Annotated in this window: 15 protein-coding genes; 7 read left to right on the top strand and 8 right to left on the bottom strand. The window is 61.0% G+C overall.

Annotated elements, in window-relative coordinates:
- Nucleotides 1–22 precede the first annotated feature (22 nt).
- The gene (locus BUA42_RS09645) at nt 23–2194 is read right to left on the bottom strand and encodes a transglycosylase domain-containing protein (protein WP_072777548.1); all 2172 of its coding nucleotides are present in this window, start codon (nt 2192–2194) and stop codon (nt 23–25) included.
- 249 nt (nt 2195–2443) lie between these two features.
- Between BUA42_RS09645 and BUA42_RS09640 the strand changes: the two genes are divergently transcribed.
- The 3 genes from BUA42_RS09640 (at nt 2444) to BUA42_RS09630 (ending at nt 4875) form a co-directional block, all read left to right on the top strand.
- Nucleotides 2444–2782 (top strand): P-II family nitrogen regulator, encoded by a 339-nt coding sequence (locus BUA42_RS09640; RefSeq protein WP_072778376.1) that lies wholly within the window; start codon nt 2444–2446, stop codon nt 2780–2782.
- A gap of 35 nt (nt 2783–2817) precedes the next feature.
- On the top strand, nt 2818–4125 hold the full coding sequence (locus tag BUA42_RS09635; RefSeq protein ID WP_072777547.1) for an ammonium transporter: 1308 nt from the start codon (nt 2818–2820) through the stop codon (nt 4123–4125).
- Nucleotides 4126–4257: 132 nt separating this feature from the next.
- Complete coding sequence (locus tag BUA42_RS09630; RefSeq protein WP_072777546.1) at nt 4258–4875, top strand: TetR/AcrR family transcriptional regulator; 618 nt, start codon at nt 4258–4260, stop codon at nt 4873–4875.
- Nucleotides 4876–4884: 9 nt separating this feature from the next.
- Here BUA42_RS09630 and BUA42_RS09625 read toward each other — a convergent pair whose 3' ends face one another.
- The 5 genes from BUA42_RS09625 to BUA42_RS21160 all read right to left on the bottom strand — a co-directional run bounded on the left by BUA42_RS09625 (nt 4885) and on the right by BUA42_RS21160 (nt 10108).
- Nucleotides 4885–5688 (bottom strand): cobalamin B12-binding domain-containing protein, encoded by an 804-nt coding sequence (locus tag BUA42_RS09625; RefSeq protein ID WP_072777545.1) that lies wholly within the window; start codon nt 5686–5688, stop codon nt 4885–4887.
- Nucleotides 5689–5788: 100 nt separating this feature from the next.
- Nucleotides 5789–6499 carry an NYN domain-containing protein gene (locus tag BUA42_RS09620; protein ID WP_072777544.1) on the bottom strand — a complete coding sequence of 237 codons (711 nt, stop codon included), beginning with the start codon at nt 6497–6499 and terminating at the stop codon, nt 5789–5791.
- A 62-nt stretch (nt 6500–6561) separates the two neighbouring features.
- Nucleotides 6562–8361 carry a gamma-glutamyltransferase gene (ggt, locus tag BUA42_RS09615; RefSeq protein ID WP_072777543.1) on the bottom strand — a complete coding sequence of 600 codons (1800 nt, stop codon included), beginning with the start codon at nt 8359–8361 and terminating at the stop codon, nt 6562–6564.
- Nucleotides 8362–8469: 108 nt separating this feature from the next.
- A complete protein-coding gene (locus BUA42_RS09610) occupies nt 8470–9582 on the bottom strand; it encodes an S-(hydroxymethyl)glutathione dehydrogenase/class III alcohol dehydrogenase (RefSeq protein ID WP_072777542.1) in 1113 nt (370 codons plus the stop codon).
- Between the two features lie 88 nt (nt 9583–9670).
- Nucleotides 9671–10108: a c-type cytochrome gene (locus BUA42_RS21160; protein ID WP_072777541.1), complete on the bottom strand. Its 438-nt coding sequence runs from the start codon at nt 10106–10108 to the stop codon at nt 9671–9673.
- A gap of 133 nt (nt 10109–10241) precedes the next feature.
- Between BUA42_RS21160 and BUA42_RS09600 the strand changes: the two genes are divergently transcribed.
- The 4 genes from BUA42_RS09600 (at nt 10242) to zapE (ending at nt 15524) form a co-directional block, all read left to right on the top strand.
- Nucleotides 10242–11903 (top strand): DUF6504 family protein, encoded by a 1662-nt coding sequence (locus tag BUA42_RS09600; RefSeq protein WP_072777540.1) that lies wholly within the window; start codon nt 10242–10244, stop codon nt 11901–11903.
- Between the two features lie 105 nt (nt 11904–12008).
- Nucleotides 12009–13883 carry an FAD-dependent monooxygenase gene (locus tag BUA42_RS09595; protein WP_072778375.1) on the top strand — a complete coding sequence of 625 codons (1875 nt, stop codon included), beginning with the start codon at nt 12009–12011 and terminating at the stop codon, nt 13881–13883.
- Nucleotides 13884–14083: 200 nt separating this feature from the next.
- Entirely contained in the window at nt 14084–14425 is a 342-nt protein-coding gene (locus BUA42_RS09590; RefSeq protein ID WP_072777539.1) for a DUF2794 domain-containing protein, read from the top strand.
- Between the two features lie 40 nt (nt 14426–14465).
- The gene (gene zapE, locus BUA42_RS09585) at nt 14466–15524 is read left to right on the top strand and encodes a cell division protein ZapE (protein WP_072777538.1); all 1059 of its coding nucleotides are present in this window, start codon (nt 14466–14468) and stop codon (nt 15522–15524) included.
- A 361-nt stretch (nt 15525–15885) separates the two neighbouring features.
- Here zapE and BUA42_RS09580 read toward each other — a convergent pair whose 3' ends face one another.
- Both BUA42_RS09580 and BUA42_RS09575 read right to left on the bottom strand, forming a co-directional pair.
- Complete coding sequence (locus tag BUA42_RS09580) at nt 15886–16494, bottom strand: LysM peptidoglycan-binding domain-containing protein (protein WP_072777537.1); 609 nt, start codon at nt 16492–16494, stop codon at nt 15886–15888.
- Nucleotides 16494–16970 (bottom strand): rhodanese-like domain-containing protein, encoded by a 477-nt coding sequence (locus BUA42_RS09575; protein ID WP_218588630.1) that lies wholly within the window; start codon nt 16968–16970, stop codon nt 16494–16496. Before BUA42_RS09575 ends, BUA42_RS09580 begins: the two co-directional genes overlap by 1 nt.
- Nucleotides 16971–17171: the final 201 nt, after the last annotated feature.

Below are 17171 nucleotides of genomic sequence, written 5' to 3'. Positions count from 1 at the left end.
CATTGTGACCGGGATTGTCGGTTCAGTTCTGGCCGAGGATATCGCGCAGAAGCTGGTTCAATGCGTTCTCGAGCGCGTTTCCGGTGCGTTGCGGACGTGGTTGCTGTCGCTGAGGTTGTGCGCGTTCCGGCTGCGCCACCTGACGCGGAGGATCGGGCGCGATCATCGGAAGCGGCTGGGCGGGCAAGCCCTGATGCACACGGAGCATCGTTTCGTGCCAGATCTCAGCGGGCAGTCCGCCGCCTGTGACACCGGTCAAAGGCGTGTTGTCGTCGTAGCCCATCCAGACACCGGCCACGTAATCCGCCGTGAACCCGATAAACCAGGCATCGCGCGCCGCTTGCGTGGTGCCGGTTTTGCCTGCGGCTTGCCGGTCGGGCAAGCGAGCGCGGGTCCCGGTGCCATTCGTGACCACCTTTTCCATCATCCAGATCAACTGCCGGGCCGCGTCTTCCTGAATGACGCGCTCACCGATACCGCCTCCGGTGCCCATGATCTGTGTGTCGTCCCCTTTGAGACGCAGCTCTTTGAGCCCGTAAGGCGTGACCGAAGACCCCCCGTTCAGGATGCCAGCGAACGCGCCCGTCATTTCGAGAAGCGATGCCTCAGACGCGCCGAGAGCCAAGGCTGGTGTGTCTGTCAGCGGGCTGTCGATGCCGAAATCGACCGACACCTTGCGCACAAGATCGCGCCCGACGGATTCGGAAATCTTGACGGCAGGCACGTTCAGGCTCGCGGCCAGCGCATCGACCAGTGTGACTGTTCCTTTGTAATCCCGCGTATAGTTCTCGGGGCACCACTGACCGGAGCCGGGGATGTTCATGCAGAACGGACTGTCCTGAACCGTGTCATAAGGGCTGTAGCCAAGTTCCAGCGCGGTGGCATAAACGAACGGCTTGAAGGCTGACCCGGTCTGCCGTTTCGCCTGCGTCGCGCGGTTAAAGACACCGGCAACATTTGTCTTGCGGCCACCAACCATGCCGCGGACCGCACCATCGGCGGACATGACGACAACGGCAGTCTGCGCTTTCGATCCTTCGCGCACCTTGGTCGCAAAGACCGTTTTGACCGCCTCTTCCACGGCGCTTTGGATGCGCTGGTCGAGCGTGGTTTCGATAATTACGTCTTCGGTCGTGTCGCGGGTAAAGAAGTCCGGACCGGACTGCATGACCCAATCCGCAAAGTAGCCACCCGTCTGCGTCTGCGCCTGTTGCGACAGCGTTGCCGGGTTGGCCTGCGCCGCGCGGGTCTGCTCATCGGTCAAGTAGCCCTGTTCGTTCATCAGCCGCAGAACCGTCGCGGCCCGTGCCTGTGAGCGTTCGAGGTTCGATGTGGGTGCGAGACTTGAGGGCGCGGTGAGAAGCCCCGCGATCATCGCACCTTCTTGGGGGGTCAGGGCAGAGGCGGGTTTGGAAAAGAACCGTTCCGACGCAGCCGCCGCGCCGTAGGCCCCGCCGCCCATATAGGCCCTGTTCAGATAGATCGAGAGGATCTCGTCCTTGGAGTATTTGAGCTCCATCGCGAGCGCGTAGATCGCCTCTTTGCCCTTGCGATAGAGCGATCCGCGGCGGCAATCCGAGACGTACTCGGCTTCGCTTTCCCATTCGCTCGGATCGTACTCAACACCGAGGCACAGCAATTTTGCCGTCTGCTGTGTAATCGTCGAACCCCCGTGTCCAGACAACGGCCCGCGCCCCTCGGACAGGTTGATGCGCACAGCAGAGGCGATGCCACGCGGGGAAATTCCGAAGTGGCGGTAAAAGCGCTTGTCCTCGGTCGCGACCACCGCGTTCTTCAGATGTGGGGATACGCTGTCCGCGGTCACGATGCCGCCGAACTGGTCTCCGCGCCACGCAAACGCGACACCGTCCCGATCCAGAAGCTGCACCGACCCGCGTGCGCGCCCGTCAGATGCGGTCGAGACGTCGGGAAGTGTTGTATAGGCGTACCCGACGAACGCCGCGATGATCAGCGCAGCGACAATCCCCGCGCGCATGAAAAGCCGTACGAAGAAGCGCAAGATCCAGCCGATGATACGCGAAAAGAAGCCGACGATCCCCCGGCGCGGCGCTTTGGCAGCGGTCCTTCGGCGCTTGGTCTGCGCCGGTTTTCGCGCTTTTGCCTTCGGCTGTGCCTTCTTGGGATAGCGACGATCCGCCACCAGTCGGCCTTTGCCGCGTCGTGAATCAGTCATTTGGACCGCCTGAGATGCTGCTCGTTTTATGTAATTTAGTGGCTTTCGGCGTCGATGTGGACCTGCCTTCCTGCAAGGGCAGCGTTTTTTATTTGCTTAAGAAATAATCAAAAGTCTGAAATTGTGCAAAATTTGTGCAACTTCCGAATTCACAGCCCCGTGAGCGCTGGCTCATTCCTTCCCTTCGCAAGGCCGATCCTACTTTCTGCGCATGCAAACAAGATCGACCTGCAAGGGAAAGGGACCAAGGTGAAGTTCATCATAGCGACGATCAAGCCATTCAAGCTTGAAGAGGTCCGCGAAGCGCTCACAGACATCGGCGTCCGCGGCATGATGGTAACGGAGATCAAAGGGTTCGGCTCTCAGTCGGGCCATACAGAGATCTATCGCGGTGCGGAATACGCGGTGAATTTCGTGCCGAAGATCAAACTCGAGATCGTGGTCGCCGACGACATGGCCGATCAAGTGGTTGATACCATTACAAATACCGCCCGGACCGGCAAGATCGGCGATGGCAAGATTTTCGTACTCGACGCGCAGCAGGCGATCCGCGTGCGGACGGGCGAAACCAATGGGGATGCGCTCTGAACCGGCGCTGTGACAGAGATAGGGGACACATACCGATGAAACTACTCAAGACACTCCTGCCCGCTGCCGCGCTGACTGCGCTGCCGGTTATGGGCATGGCTCAAGAGGCCGCACCGTCGATGGACGAGGTGGGGCCCTATATCTTTACGACGCTGCTCTTCCTGATGGCAGGTTTCCTCGTCTTCTTCATGGCTGCCGGTTTTGCCATGCTCGAAGCGGGGCTCGTTCGCTCCAAGAACGTCGCGATGCAGCTCACGAAGAACATCGCGCTCTTCTCGATTGCGGCGATCATGTACTGGCTCATCGGTTTCAACACGATGTACCCGGGCGACTTCAATGGCTACTTCGCCATTGGCGGTCAGACCGTGCTCGACCCAGTCGGCGTCGCCGCTGCAGATGCTGCATTGGATTACGCGTCTGTCGGCTCTGACTTCTTCTTCCAGCTCGTGTTCGTTGCTGCCACCGCATCCATCGTATCGGGTGCAGTTGCTGAACGGATCAAGTTGTGGCCCTTCCTGATCTTCGTGATCGTGCTGACCGGCCTCATGTATCCGATCTCGGGTTCCTGGCAGTGGGGTGGCGGCTGGCTGTCCGAAATGGGCTTCTCCGATTTCGCTGGCTCGACTGTTGTGCACTCTGTCGGTGGCTGGGCTGCTCTGGCTGGTGTGATCATCCTCGGGCCGCGTATCGGCAAGTACAAGGATGGCCGTGTCAACCCGATCCCGGGCTCCAACCTGGCGCTCGCAACCCTCGGTACGTTCATCCTGTGGCTCGGCTGGTTCGGCTTCAACGGCGGCTCGCAGCTTGCCATGGGCACCGTGGGTGACGTCTCCGACGTGTCGCGCATCTTTGCCAACACCAACATGGCGGCGGCTTCTGGCGCGGTTGCAGCACTCATCCTGACACAGGTGCTCTACAAGAAGGTCGACCTCACTTTCGTGCTGAACGGTGCGCTTGCCGGTCTCGTGTCCATCACGGCTGAACCTCTGGCTCCGACACTCTTCGGTGCTCTGTGGATCGGTGCAATCGGTGGCGTGATCGTGGTCTTCACTGTGCCGCTGCTCGACAAGATGAAGATCGACGACGTGGTCGGTGCGATCCCGGTTCACCTGTTCGCAGGTATCTGGGGCACAATCGCGGTCATCTTCTACGGTGAAGCAAACCTGATCACTCAGCTGATCGGTATCGCGGCATACGGTGTCTTCACCTTCGTCGCAGCGCTGATCGTTTGGTCCATCCTCAAGGCCGTCATCGGCATTCGCGTCAGCGAAGAGGAAGAGATCAACGGTCTCGATATGGCCGAGCTGGGTATGGAAGCATATCCCGAATTCTCCAAAGGCTGATCTTCTCCTTCCAATCAGCCTTCGTGACCAACTGCCCGGGCGCTCGCGCCCGGGTTTTTTTGTTCCGCCGCCCCGCACTTGATAAAGTGAACTGTCCGGTTTAGATTTTTGTCAGGTGGTCGGGAGACATAAATGGCAGTTGCGCAGGCGCAAATCAGGCGAGGCCGGAAGTACGATCAGGTCATTCAGGGCGCCCAGCACGTGTTCCTCAGAGATGGGTTCGAAGGCGCCAGCGTCGATGAAATCGCCCGTGCTGCCGGGGTGTCGAAAGCCACACTCTACAGCTATTTCCCGGACAAGCGTTTGCTCTTCATGGAAGTGGCGACAGTCCAGTGCCAGCAGCAGGCTCAGGAATCGATTGACCGTCTCGACATGTCGCTGCCGCCGGAAAAGGTCCTACACCTTGTCGCGCACCAGTTCCTGTCGTTCATCTACTCGGACATGGGCCAGCGCATATTTCGTATATGTGTGGCCGAATCTGACCGTTTCCCGAAGCTTGGCCAGGAGTTTTATCACTCTGGTCCGATGGTGATGCGGGTCGTTCTGGTGGATTACCTGCGCAAATCGGTAGATCGGGGCGAATTGAAGATCGACGATTTCGACCTCGCCGCAGACCAATTCGCGGAGCTCTGTAAAGCGGACCTCTGGCCCAAGCTGGTCTTCGGGATTATCGACACCGTCACCGAAGAGCAAAAAGCGCGCATCATTCACGGTGCGATTGAAACCTTCATGGCACGCTACGGCGCATAGGCCGGTCAATCAGTCCTTGATGACCGGCAGAGACTGATACAGCCGTTCCAAGGCTTCGACACAATAATCGACATCATCGGCGGCAGCATCCGCCCCTGTGCGCACGGCGATATCCGGTTCCACCTGCACGATGTGGCCGCCAATGAAGATCCGGGCATGAGGCGCAGCCAGACGCAGTTCGACGATGGTTGCCGCCAGAGACCGTACGCGTTCCGCATTTGTCGCCGACAGGCCGATGATCATGTAATTGTTGTTGCGCACGACCTCGCACAGCGTTTCGATCGGTTGATTGATCTGAAGATCGATCTTCCAACCATGGTCCCGCATGATATCTGCCGCCATCGTGACACCCAGAATATGCTGTTCCCCCGGCACGGTGGTGAACAAGGCCTCGCGTGATCCGCGTTGCGGGACAACGGGCACAAACTCGCGCAGGTCTCGCAGGAAATGCAGCATCCGCCCTGCCGCGACCGCCATGTCGCCAAAGGTGATAATGTCGTCATCCCACCATTCGCCAAGGCGTCGTGCGGCCGCCGCGATGTAGTCGACACAAAGGTCCCGGTGGCTCGCACCGTTCTCATGCGCCTTGAGAAGCATCATCTTGGCGTTTTGCGCGGTGGGTTCGATCAGCGCAAAGCAGAAGCTGTCGACATCGACCACAGAGCCAACGGCTGCATCGTTTGCAATAACGGAAAGGCGCTGGATGACTTCCTGTGCAAAGACCAGCAAGGCTGCATCTGACAGGCGGGCGTCTTTTCCGTGCGGGTCTTCGTCGACCGCCCGGATCAGGATCGGTTTATCGGCGGACACCATGTCCTTGGCTCCCGGTGCAATCGGCTAAATTGCATATGCACAAAGCATGACACGCCTCCCGTTTTCGGGCAAGTGGAGAGAAAATGAAGGCTGTCAGGGATCAGTCGCGCCGTCGTACCATCAACTGGTTGTTGGCGCCGCGCTTGACCTCAAGCACTTTCATCTCGGACACCAGATCGCTCAGTTTGCGTTTGCCATAGGTCCGCGTGTCGAAATCGGGATTGGCGGACACGATGTGCTGACCCAACTGGCCCAGCCGGTACCATTCCTCGTCCTGATCGATCGCATCCATCGCCTTGAGGATCAGATTGCGCGCCTCGGTGAGGTTCCCCTTCTTTGCGGGTTCCGATGTCTTGCTGTCTGACTCCGGCCCACCTTCGAGGTTTTCAAGAAAGATGAACCGTTTGCAGGCGCGCCGAAAAGCATCCGGGGTCTTCTGCATCCCCATGCCGAACACATCCAGCCCCTGTTCCCTCAGCCGCTGTGCAAGACGTGTGAAATCGCTGTCGGAACTCACCAGCACAAAACCGTCGAACCGCCCGGTGTGCATCAGATCCATGGCGTCGATCACCAGCGCGATATCGCTGGCGTTCTTGCCGACGGTGTTGGCCGGTTGGTGATGCGGAACGAGGCCGAATTCGGCCTGCACCCGCGACCAACCCGACATCTGCTGGCTGGAGAAGTCGCCGTAACACCGCCGCACGCTCGCCTCGCCCAAAGAGGCGATTTCTTCGAACAAGGCGCTCGCGTATTTGGGCGACGTGTTGTCGGCGTCGATGAGCACGGCGAGGAGGGGAGGGCTGTCAGACATAATAAAGAAATCTCCTCAGGGATATTCCGGTTCCCGCAATCCTCGCCGTATCAGGTCCTGCATCACTCCCCAAGGGCAATCCCCTCGCGGCGTGGGTCGGCCCCGCCCGTCAGGGTTTCGCCGATGGCAATGGCGTGCAACCCGGATGTCAAAGCGCGGGCGCCGACCTCGAAACCAAGTTCGGTGAGCGCAGGTGCCAGATCAGTCGCGGATGTGTCTTCTTCCACATCGTAGGTGCCGAACCGATTGACCAGATGCGGCATGGCCACGGCCTGTTGCACGTCCATGCCCCAGTCCACATGCGCAATGATGGTCTTGGCCACATACCCGATGATCCGGCTGCCACCCGGCGACCCGAAAACCAGCGTAGGCATGCCATCGCGCAGAACGATGGTCGGCGCCATCGACGACCGGGGTCGCTTGCCCGGCTCTAACCGGTTCGCAATGGGGCGGCCGTCGGCATGGGTACGGAATGAGAAATCGGTCAGTTCGTTGTTCAAAAGGAACCCTCGCACGAACAAGCGTGACCCAAAGCCGTTCTCAATGGTGGTCGTCATCGACAACGCGTTGCCGTAGCTGTCCACAATCGAGATGTGCGAGGTCGACGGCAGCTCAAGACTTTCGTCCGGCGCCAGCTGCATCGCGTGATCCCATTCCGGAGACCCGGCAGACACCTCGGGCAACGCGTCGTCACCCTGCAGAAGCTGCGCCCGCTCGGCCAGATACGCGGGCGCGACCAATCCTTGCGTCGGCATCGGCACGTAGTCGGTGTCGGCCATGTAGAGCCCCCGATCCGCGAAGGCGAGCCGCGAGGCATCGCCGATCAACCGCCACGCCTCGGCACTGTCCGGGCCGAGCGCGGCAAGGTCGTAGCTCTCCAGCATGCCAAGGATCTGCCCGACGGTCAGCGCCCCGGACGACGGCGGCCCCATCCCGCAGACATCATGCGCCCGGTAGGTCACACAGACCGGCTCCCGTTCCTTGACCTCGTAAAGTGCCAGATCGGAGCGCGACAACACTCCGGGATTGCCTGCCGCCGTGCGCACGGTCGCTACGATATCCGACGCGATCGGACCCGTGTAGAACACATCCGCCCCCTCCGCCGCGATCAGACGCAGCGTGTTGGCATAAGCCGCATTGGTGAGCGTGTCGCCCTCCGCAATCGCGGTTCCGCCGGGAAAGAAGTACTCCTGCGTCGCGCGGAAGCGGCCAAGCCGATCCGCGTCACCTGCCACCATGCCCGCCAGCCGTGGCGAGACGGTGAATCCGCCCTCGGCCAGCTCAATCGCCTCGGCAAAGAGACCCGCCCAGTCGGACTGCCCCCATTTGTCATGTGCGGCCTGCATCAAGGCCGGCGTGCCCGGTGTCCCCACCGACCTGCCACCCACGACCGCGTCGAAGAACCCCAAAGGCTCTCCATCTTCGGTCTGGAATAGCGTCGGCGTCGCCTCCAGTGGTGCGGTTTCGCGACCATCGAGGGTTGTGACCTCACCCGAGTTCGCGTCGTACCAGACAAGAAACGCACCGCCGCCCAGGCCTGAGCTCTGCGGCTCGACCAGTCCCAGCACGGCCTGAACGGCGACCATCGCGTCTGCGGCTGTCCCACCCTCGCGCAACACCCGCGCCCCGGCCTCGACCGCCAGCGGGTTCGCAGCGGCCACCATCCAGTCCTGCGCCTCAACCGGCGTGCCCGCGTCTTTCGCCGAAAGCGACGCAGCGGCGGCCTCGGACAGTGCCCCGAACGCGGTTGTGCCCTCGGTTGCGGCCTCGGGCGCAACACTGTCCGTCACCTGTTGCGCCAACCCCGGTCCAGTCGCCGCGACCAAGAGCACCGTCAAAGCTGTGCGTAAATGAAAATTCATCACATCGTCTCCCTTACTTGAGAACACCATAAGGTCGCGCGCAGGCTACCACGCACGACAAATAATTTGAGCAGTCACAGAGGGGCGCGCGGCCCCTCAGGCGTCACATCAGTAGATCACAACCGACCGGATGCTCTCTCCGGCATGCATCAGGTCAAAGCCCTTGTTGATGTCCTCAAGCGGCATCGTGTGGGTGATCATCGGGTCGATCTCGATCTTCCCGTCCATGTACCAATCGACGATCTTCGGCACATCCGTCCGCCCGCGCGCGCCGCCGAACGCGGTGCCTTTCCACGTGCGCCCCGTGACCAGCTGGAATGGACGCGTCGCGATCTCGGCACCCGCAGGCGCCACGCCGATGATGATGCTTTCGCCCCAGCCCTTATGCGCGCATTCCAGAGCGTCGCGCATCACCTTTACATTGCCGGTCGCGTCAAACGTATAATCCGCGCCACCCTTGGTCAGGTTCACGAGGTACGGCACCAGATCGCTTTCAACCTCATTCGGGTTCACGAAATCGGTCATGCCAAACTTCTCGGCCATCGGCACCTTGTCGGGGTTCAGGTCCACACCCACGATCTGGTCCGCCCCGGCCAGTCGCAGGCCCTGAATGACGTTCAAACCGATGCCGCCCAAGCCAAACACAACGCAGCGCGATCCGATCTCGACTTTGGCGGTGTTGATCACCGCACCGATCCCTGTTGTCACTCCGCAGCCGATGTAACAGACCTTGTCGAACGGCGCGTCCTCGCGGATTTTAGCGAGTGCAATCTCCGGCAACACCGTGTGGTTCGAAAAGGTCGAGCAGCCCATGTAGTGCAGGATCGGATCCCCATCGAGTGTCGAAAAGCGCGACGTGCCATCCGGCATCACACCCTTGCCCTGCGTCTCGCGGATCGCCTGACAAAGGTTCGTCTTGGGATGCAGACAGTAATCGCATTCGCGGCATTCCGGTGTGTAAAGCGGGATCACGTGGTCACCCGGTTTCAGGCTGGTCACGCCTTCGCCGACCTCAAGCACGACGCCCGCGCCCTCGTGTCCAAGGATCGCCGGGAACATGCCCTCGGGGTCGGCTCCGGACAGCGTGAATTCGTCGGTGTGGCAAATCCCGGTTGCCTTGATCTCGACCAGCACCTCTCCGGCGCGCGGCCCGTCTAGGTTCACATCCATGATTTCCAGCGGTTTGCCAGCTTGCGTGGCGACTGCAGCACGTGTGCGCATCGGGTCTCCTCCCTCGTCCCTGTTTTCCCGGAGCCTTGCGGGAAAGCGTCCTCATTGCAAGGAAAGGATTACGCGATGGCCGACTGCGTCACTTGTCGATGCGGTACGCTTCGTGGCAACCCGAGCAACTTGCCCCGAGCGGTGCCAGTCCGGCGCGCAGCGTGTCGAGCGAGGATGTGTCCATGGAGCCCGCCGCAATGCGCATGGTCTCGGTCTTTTGAACGAAGCCGTCCCAATCCTGCCAGATCTCATCGCGCGCCTCATCCAGCGGATCGCGCTCGTTGGCTTCAAAGAGGGCTGGGATCTGAGTCGCGTGATCGATCAGGGCAAGACGCGCAGTTTCTGCCGCGGAAGCGTCGAACGGCAATGCCTGCTTGGCCATCTTGCCGATGACGGCCGTTGCGTCCTTCACGCCGACCATCAGATCCATGCGCGCCTGTACCGCCGGATTGGTCACGCCGGAATGGGCGTAGGCCAAGCTCGCGAACAAGCTGACCGCAATCGCGCCAATCAGGGAGTGCTGCATCAGGCGTCCTTCGTCCTTTCGATGTCCGGAAAGGGTACGCATGCCCCACGCAATTGGAAAGGCAAAGCTCTCGACTCCCTTGGAAGCACTTCTATAAAGGAACAAAGTAAGAACAAAAGCTGCCAAGCGATCCATGCGCAACCGACGTATCCTGTCCATCTGGTTTCCCCGGCTGGCCGCCGAACGCCATATCCGCCGGGACCCGACCCTCGGGTCGGTGCCCTTTGCCGTGGTCAAGGACATCGGGCAGGCGCAGGTCCTCGCGTCGCTGTCCGTGTCGGCGCAGGCCGCCGGGCTGTACCAGGGCCAACCGCTGCGCGACGCCCATGCGATGTGCGCCGATCTTCTGACCCGGCTCTCGAACCCGCATGCAGAGGCAGCGTTTCTGGGGGTGCTGCACCGCTGGGCGGGCAAGTTTTCGCCTTGGGTCGCGCGGGAAGAACCGGACGCACTGGTGCTCGACCTCACAGGCTGCGCGCATCTTTTCGGTGGGGAAGAGGGTCTGGCCCGGCAGGTCGATCAGGATTGCGCCGATCTGGGTCTGTCGGTGCAACTCGGTGTCGCCGATACGCTGGGCGGGGCCTGGGCGCTCGCGCGGTTCGGCGGTCAGACGGGGGACGACCACCACCGCAACGGTGACGCCATCGACCAAGAGGCGCGCGCCACCCGCTCCCGTGCGGGCAAGCGGCGGCATTGGGAACGTGGCGGCGCGGCACCGACAGTCACCGCCGTGCCCGTGGCCGAACGCCTGCGTGTCGCGCCACCCGGTCAGACCCATGCCGCCATCGCCCACATGCCCATCGCGGCGCTGCGGCTTGAGGATCACACCGCGGCGCAACTGGCCCGTCTCGGTCTGCGCCGGGTGCACGACCTGACCAGCCAGCCTCGCGCTGGCCTTGCCCGCCGTTTTGGGCGGGGTCTGGTGGCGCGGATGGATCAGGCGCTGGGCAGCCTGCCGGAACCCGTCAGCCCGGCCCCCGCGCCTGACCGCTTTGCCACACGGCTCAGCCTGCCGGACCCGATCGGGCTTGAGGACGATGTGATGGCCGCGCTTGACCGGATGCTTCCGCGCTTGTGTGGATCGCTGCGAAACAAGGGCCGTGGCGCGCGGACCCTCCGACTCGAGGCCTATCGCAGCGACAGCACGATGCAGTGGATGAACGTCACGCTGGCCAAGCCGTCCGACGACCCCGAACGGATCCGCCCACTCCTGCGGATGAAGGTCGAGGATCTTGATGCGGGCTATGGCATCGACATGCTTCGGCTCGAAGCGGTGGTGCACGAACCCATTCACCTGCGCACCAAGGTTGGCCATCTCGAAGCAGGGGAAGCGGTCAAGGCGCGGCTCGCGGCGAAAGGAGGTCTGGACGACCTGATCGGTCGCCTTGGCGCGCGGCTGGGGATCGAGGCGATCACCCGCGTACAGCCCGCCGATAGCCACATCCCCGAGAAAACCTCGATAACTGTCGCCGCCGCTTGGTCAGAACCCGTGCGCGGCTGGCCAAAGCGCGGACGTCGCCGCCCCTTACGCATGTGGCGGCCCGAACCTGTGATGGTGCCGGACGTCCCGCGCTTGCCAAAAACCTTCCGCTGGCGGGGCAGGGACCACATCGTCCACGCCATGACAGGCCCCGAACGCATTGCGCCCGAATGGTGGCTCGACGATCCCAACTGGCGCAGTGGCCAGCGCGACTATTGGGAGGTGATCACCGAAGACGGCGACCGCCTCTGGCTCTACTACGCCCACGGCGGCACCATGTCGTCTGGCTGGTTCTGCCAGGGTGCGTTTGCGTGACACGCCAGGCAGCAGTCGAACCCTCCCGCCATCAAACACACTTACACTTCAAAGCGGCCATCGCGCCAAGTAGTGTCGACCTGCAACCTGATAGGCGAGGTCACGATGCAGTACCACGAAGAGGGCTTTCGGCCAGGCGACCCGTCGCTTCACCCCGCACTCGAAGGTGGTGACGCGCAACCTGATAAGGTTGACGTTCTGATTGTCGGATGCGGACCTGCCGGTCTGACCCTCGCCGCCCAGCTTTCCGCGTTTCCCGACATCACCGTTCGCATCGCCGAAAGAAAGCCAGGACCCCTTGAGGTTGGACAAGCGGACGGGATTGCGTGCCGATCCGTCGAAATGTTCGAGGCATTCGGATTTGCCGAAAAGGTCGTCAAAGAGGGATATTGGGTCAACGAAGTGACGTTTTGGCGACCCGGTGACGATGGTTCTCCGCTTGTCCGCGCGGATCGTATCAAGGATGTCGAAGACGATCTGTCCGAGATGCCGCACATCATCCTGAGCCAGGCGCGCATCCACGATTTCTACCTTGATATCATGCGCAAGTCCCCGCGACGCCTCGCGCCGTGCTACAACCGCGAACTTCTGTCCGTGGTGCGCACCGATGATCCGGATTTTCCGGTCACCGCAGAATTTTCCTGTCACGACGAGGACGGGAAAACCGAGACGATCCATGCGCGCTATGTTGTGGGATGCGATGGCGCGCGCAGCCGTGTGCGCACCGCGATGGGGCATGCATTGAAGGGCGAATCTGCCCGGCAACTTTGGGGCGTCATGGATGTCCTGCCACGCACGGATTTCCCCGATATCCGGCTGAAATGCGCAATCCAATCCGCAAGCGCCGGGAGCGTCCTGATCATTCCGCGCGAAGGCGGGTACATGGTGCGGCTCTATATCGAACTGGACGAACTTGAAGACGGCGAACGCGCAGCCGATCGACAGGTCACGCCCGAACTGTTGATCGCAAAAGCGCAAGAGATCCTGTCGCCCCACACGTTCGACGTGGCGGAAGTGGCGTGGTGGTCTGCCTATGAAATCGGGCAGCGCGTTTGCGACGCGTTCGACGATGTGTCCGAGACTGAGAGAGGCACCAAACATCCACGCCTCTTCATTGCCGGAGATGCGTGTCACACGCACAGCCCGAAAGCCGGTCAGGGCATGAATGTCTCGATGGCGGATGCGTTCAATCTTGGCTGGAAACTAGCTGCCGTTTTGCGCGGCACAGCGGTTCCCTTGCTGCTCGACACGTATTCCGAAGAGCGCCGCGCCAAGGCTCAGGAGCTGATCGATTTCGACAAGGACATGGCCCGCTTGTTCAGTGCGAAACCGAAAAACGCCGCCGAAGCAGAACTCTTTCAGAAGTATTTCCAGAAACACGGACGGTACACCGCCGGAGTGGAGACCTGCTATGCACCGTCCCTGATCACTGGTGTGCCGCAGCACCAAGCACTTGCCAAAGGCCTCATCGTCGGCAAACGCTTTCACTCGGCCCTGGTCGCCCGCCTTGCGGATGCCAAGCCCATGCAGTTGGGGCACGTGCTCAAGGCGGACGGCCGGTGGCGCATGTTCCTGTTCGCCAACGCAGGAGACATTGGGCAGCCCGACGGACCAATTGCAATGCTCTGCGCTTTCCTTGCGAGCGCGTCAGGACCGGTGCGGCGTGTTACGCCGCCAGCGGCCAATATCGACAGCGTGGTCGACGTGCGCGCAGTGTTTCAGCAGCCGCATCGCGAGATGAATTTGGGCGGTCTTCCCGCTCTGTTGCTGCCGACCAAGGGGGCTCTTGGTCTGACAGACTATGAGAAGGCGTTTTGCCCGGCAGAAGGCGGGCCCGATATCTTCGATCTTCGCGGAATTGAACGAGAGCGCGGGGCGGTGGTGATTATCCGGCCCGACCAATTCGTTGCGCAGGTCCTGCCGATGGATGCAACAGATGAGATCAGTGATTTCTTCGGTGAGGTTTTCACTGCGGTTTGACGTGTGACGTCGACCGTGGTGGACGCTTTGAAAGGTCTTGCATCAAGATGGAACAAACCCACGGGCAAAGTAGGTCAGCCAGGTTTCCCCAATGTTTCGCGCGCGAAACAAAAGGGCCAATCCGGACCTATTTACCACTCTGAAACCAGACCTCCGTCAAAACGCTTGATTTACCCTGAGCCCTGCACACATCATAACATATGAACAGTCTCACACCGTTCCCGAAACCCTTCTCAGCCCCGGAGCAGGTGGCCTTCCACCGAACGGAACTGAGTGTGATCCTGTCGCTTTACGGCCGCATGGTGTCTGCGGGCGAATGGCGGGATTACGGCATTTCCACCTTGCGCGACGTGGCCGTGTTCTCGGTCTTTCGCCGGACAGCGGAGCACCCGCTTTACCGGATCGAAAAGCGCCCCAAGCTGCGGAGCCGTCAAGGTCAGTACGCGGTGATCGGGATGGACGGGCAGATCCTGAAGCGTGGGCATGACCTCAAAACCGTTCTGCGCGTTTTGGAGCGCAAATTGATCCGCGCGGTCGAATAGACCTCTCCACAATTCCGAAAAGACAGGCTAATCGGCGGGAATGACGACCTTGCCCGAGATCTATGCCGCGCGTATCGCAGATGGCCGTTTGACCCACGACACGGCTCAGGAAGCCGTGCTACCGGAATTCGAGCGAATCCGCGCAGCGATAGCGCAGCCGGTGAAGAAGGGGCTTTTCCGCAAGGCGCCGGAACCGCCCAAAGGGCTTTACCTTTGGGGCGGGGTGGGCCGCGGCAAGTCGATGCTGATGGACCTCTTTGTCGAAAGTCTGAACGCCCCGGCGCGGCGGGTGCATTTCCATGCCTTCATGCAAGAGATCCACGCCGCCATTCACGCCGCCCGTCAGCGCGGGGTCGAGGACGCGATCAAACCGGTGGCAAAGTCGGTGTCGGACAGTGTCCGCTTGCTGGCCTTCGACGAGATGCAGATCACCGATATTACTGATGCAATGATTGTCGGGCGACTGTTTGAACAACTGTTCGCTGCGGGCGTGGTGGTCGTGACAACGTCTAACCGTGTGCCGGATGATCTTTACAAAGACGGTCTCAATCGTCAGATCTTCCTGCCTTTCATTGACATGCTGAAGACCCGGATGGTGGTGCAGGAACTGGCGTCGCCCACCGATTATCGGCAGGATCGTCTGTCCGGTGCGCAAGTGTATTTCGCGCCGAACGATGCAGCCGCGAAGACTGAGATCAATCGCATCTGGGAAGAACTGACCCATGGCCAGCAGGACAGCCTGACGCTCTTTGTACAGGGGCGTGAGGTTGAATTACCGCGTTTCCACAATGGTGTCGCGCGGGTGAAATTCTACGATCTGTGCGGCAAGATGCTTGGCCCGGCGGATTACCTCGCGCTTGCCGATGCCGTGCGAGTTCTGATCATCGAGGATATTCCGCGCCTCAGCCGTTCCAACTTCAATGAGGCCAAACGCTTTGTCACTCTGATCGACGCGCTTTACGAAGCCAAGGTCCGTCTGATCGTGTCCGCCGCCGCGGAACCCGAGATGCTTTATGTCGAAGGCACCGGGACCTTCGAATTCGAACGCACCGCCAGCCGGCTACGCGAGATGCAGGCCGCGGATTGGGGCGAGGTGTAAGCGCCGGTCGCGCCACAAAAAAAGAGGTCCCGTAGGACCTCTTAGGCTGCTCGATATTTCTCGCCTGTGTTCAGGTCCTTGCTTTACCTTACGTCGGTGGCGCGAGGGTGCGCCCGAGGTTCGTCCGTGAGGGCGACGCATATCGAGTGGAGTGTAAGCCATTGCAAGGCTGGTCGAAATCGACCCTGACCTTGTCTTCTGACGTCCAGATTGTCACCGATGCTATCCCCCAGTCGTGCAGCCTTTCCGGCGTGTCACGAGTTCTGAACGTGTTGTGCCACAGTGATTCGCACCGGTCAACATTTAGGTGAGCAAAGTTTCAAATTTCGCACAATTTGCGAAACTATCTACAGGTGGTGGTTTAAGGGTCGGGAAGGCTCAAGACCATTCCGGCACGCAACATATCCGGGTCAGGCAAGATATCGGTGTTGGTCTCGAACAGGGCCGATGCCATCTCGGGATTACCGTAGACCTCTTGGGCGATGCTGATGAGCGTGTCACCGGGGCGGACGAAATAGCTTGCCGTTCTGAACTGGCGCGGTGCGACCGTCTCCCCCGTGGGGGTCGACGCGGTGGCGGTCAGACTGCGCTGCACAACGCTGTGCAGAAAGCTTCCAGGCTCACCGGGGGCGGGCGCCTCGCCGGTGGTTGCGGATTTGAGGTTCGAGATTGCGCCGAAGGTCAGGTCACGGACCGAGCTTGGTTCAGCGTGTACGATCGCGACACCAGAGCCATCACCGGCGCGCACCGGATCGGTGGCGATGGCCGGAGGTTTTTGACCGACATCCTCCATCGACGGGGCCGCGAGGTTGTCCATCGCCGGGGCGACGCGCGTGACGCTCGACTCAGGAACGGGCGTGACCGCAGCCTTTCGCGGCGACCCCGGCTGAAACACGATCAGCACGATGGTCAACGCGATAAAGGCTGCGCCCATGAGCCCCATCCGGATCAGACCGGTCGTCCTTTGCATCACTGGCCCACCGACAAGTTCAGGCCAAGCCTTGTCCAGTCCGCCGTACCGCCACGGTAATACAGGATTTTGTTTTCCGGATATCCGGCGTCCAAGAGGCCCGTAATGGCGTCCGTTGCGGAGCGGTCATCTGCCCCTTCGCCGAACACCAGAAGGGTGAACGCGTTGGAGAAACTGCGCGTGTTGCCTGAGGTCTCGGCGCCCAATGCCGACAGAAGATCATCGCGGTACGGGTTGTCTGTGGAAAACGTCGCGACGGGGACATTGACCGCACCGGGCAGCGACCCGGACATGAAGGTGCCGGGCATCCTGACGTCGATTAGCAGACCACTTCCCGCTTCGACCGTGCTTTGCAGGAACGCGATGACTTCAAGCTCACCCAAGGTGCGAACACCCGGCGCGACCTGCATCGGCTGGATGCAGGATCCCGGGCAGGTAGGTCCCTGGCGCGAGATCGTCATCTCGGTGCCGTTCATGGTGAACGAAAAGCTGCGGGCCGTTTCGGTGATAGCGGAAGACTGCGCAAAAAGCGGACTCCCTGCGAGAGCCACAGTCAAACCGACTGCGCGAAAAACTGGCACCATGCGTTCACCCATTTGTTCCGCTTGAGCGGATACTGCTCTTTATGACCGCGATATATAGGCGGCCTGCTGGGTTTTCGTCAATATAAAGCGCTG

Source organism: Marivita hallyeonensis (assembly GCF_900129875.1).
Taxonomy (GTDB): Bacteria; Pseudomonadota; Alphaproteobacteria; order Rhodobacterales; family Rhodobacteraceae; genus Marivita; species Marivita hallyeonensis.
Note: the sequence above shows the minus strand (reverse complement) of the source record. Positions and strands in the feature narration are given on the sequence as shown.

Bases quoted from the DNA above. Each gene is read 5' to 3' on its own strand.
- BUA42_RS21160 (WP_072777541.1), bottom strand. From the start codon at position 10,108: ATGCAGCACTCCCTGATTGGCGCGATTGCGGTCAGCTTGTTCGCGAGC.
- ggt (WP_072777543.1), bottom strand. From the start codon at position 8,361: ATGAATTTTCATTTACGCACAGCTTTGACGGTGCTCTTGGTCGCGGCG.
- BUA42_RS09630 (WP_072777546.1), top strand. From the start codon at position 4,258: ATGGCAGTTGCGCAGGCGCAAATCAGGCGAGGCCGGAAGTACGATCAG.
- BUA42_RS09600 (WP_072777540.1), top strand. From the start codon at position 10,242: ATGCGCAACCGACGTATCCTGTCCATCTGGTTTCCCCGGCTGGCCGCC.
- zapE (WP_072777538.1), top strand. From the start codon at position 14,466: ATGACGACCTTGCCCGAGATCTATGCCGCGCGTATCGCAGATGGCCGT.
- BUA42_RS09590 (WP_072777539.1), top strand. From the start codon at position 14,084: ATGAACAGTCTCACACCGTTCCCGAAACCCTTCTCAGCCCCGGAGCAG.
- BUA42_RS09595 (WP_072778375.1), top strand. From the start codon at position 12,009: ATGCAGTACCACGAAGAGGGCTTTCGGCCAGGCGACCCGTCGCTTCAC.
- BUA42_RS09645 (WP_072777548.1), bottom strand. From the start codon at position 2,194: ATGACTGATTCACGACGCGGCAAAGGCCGACTGGTGGCGGATCGTCGC.
- BUA42_RS09610 (WP_072777542.1), bottom strand. From the start codon at position 9,582: ATGCGCACACGTGCTGCAGTCGCCACGCAAGCTGGCAAACCGCTGGAA.
- BUA42_RS09620 (WP_072777544.1), bottom strand. From the start codon at position 6,499: ATGTCTGACAGCCCTCCCCTCCTCGCCGTGCTCATCGACGCCGACAAC.
- BUA42_RS09635 (WP_072777547.1), top strand. From the start codon at position 2,818: ATGAAACTACTCAAGACACTCCTGCCCGCTGCCGCGCTGACTGCGCTG.
- BUA42_RS09625 (WP_072777545.1), bottom strand. From the start codon at position 5,688: ATGGTGTCCGCCGATAAACCGATCCTGATCCGGGCGGTCGACGAAGAC.
- BUA42_RS09575 (WP_218588630.1), bottom strand. From the start codon at position 16,970: ATGAACGGCACCGAGATGACGATCTCGCGCCAGGGACCTACCTGCCCG.
- BUA42_RS09580 (WP_072777537.1), bottom strand. From the start codon at position 16,494: ATGCAAAGGACGACCGGTCTGATCCGGATGGGGCTCATGGGCGCAGCC.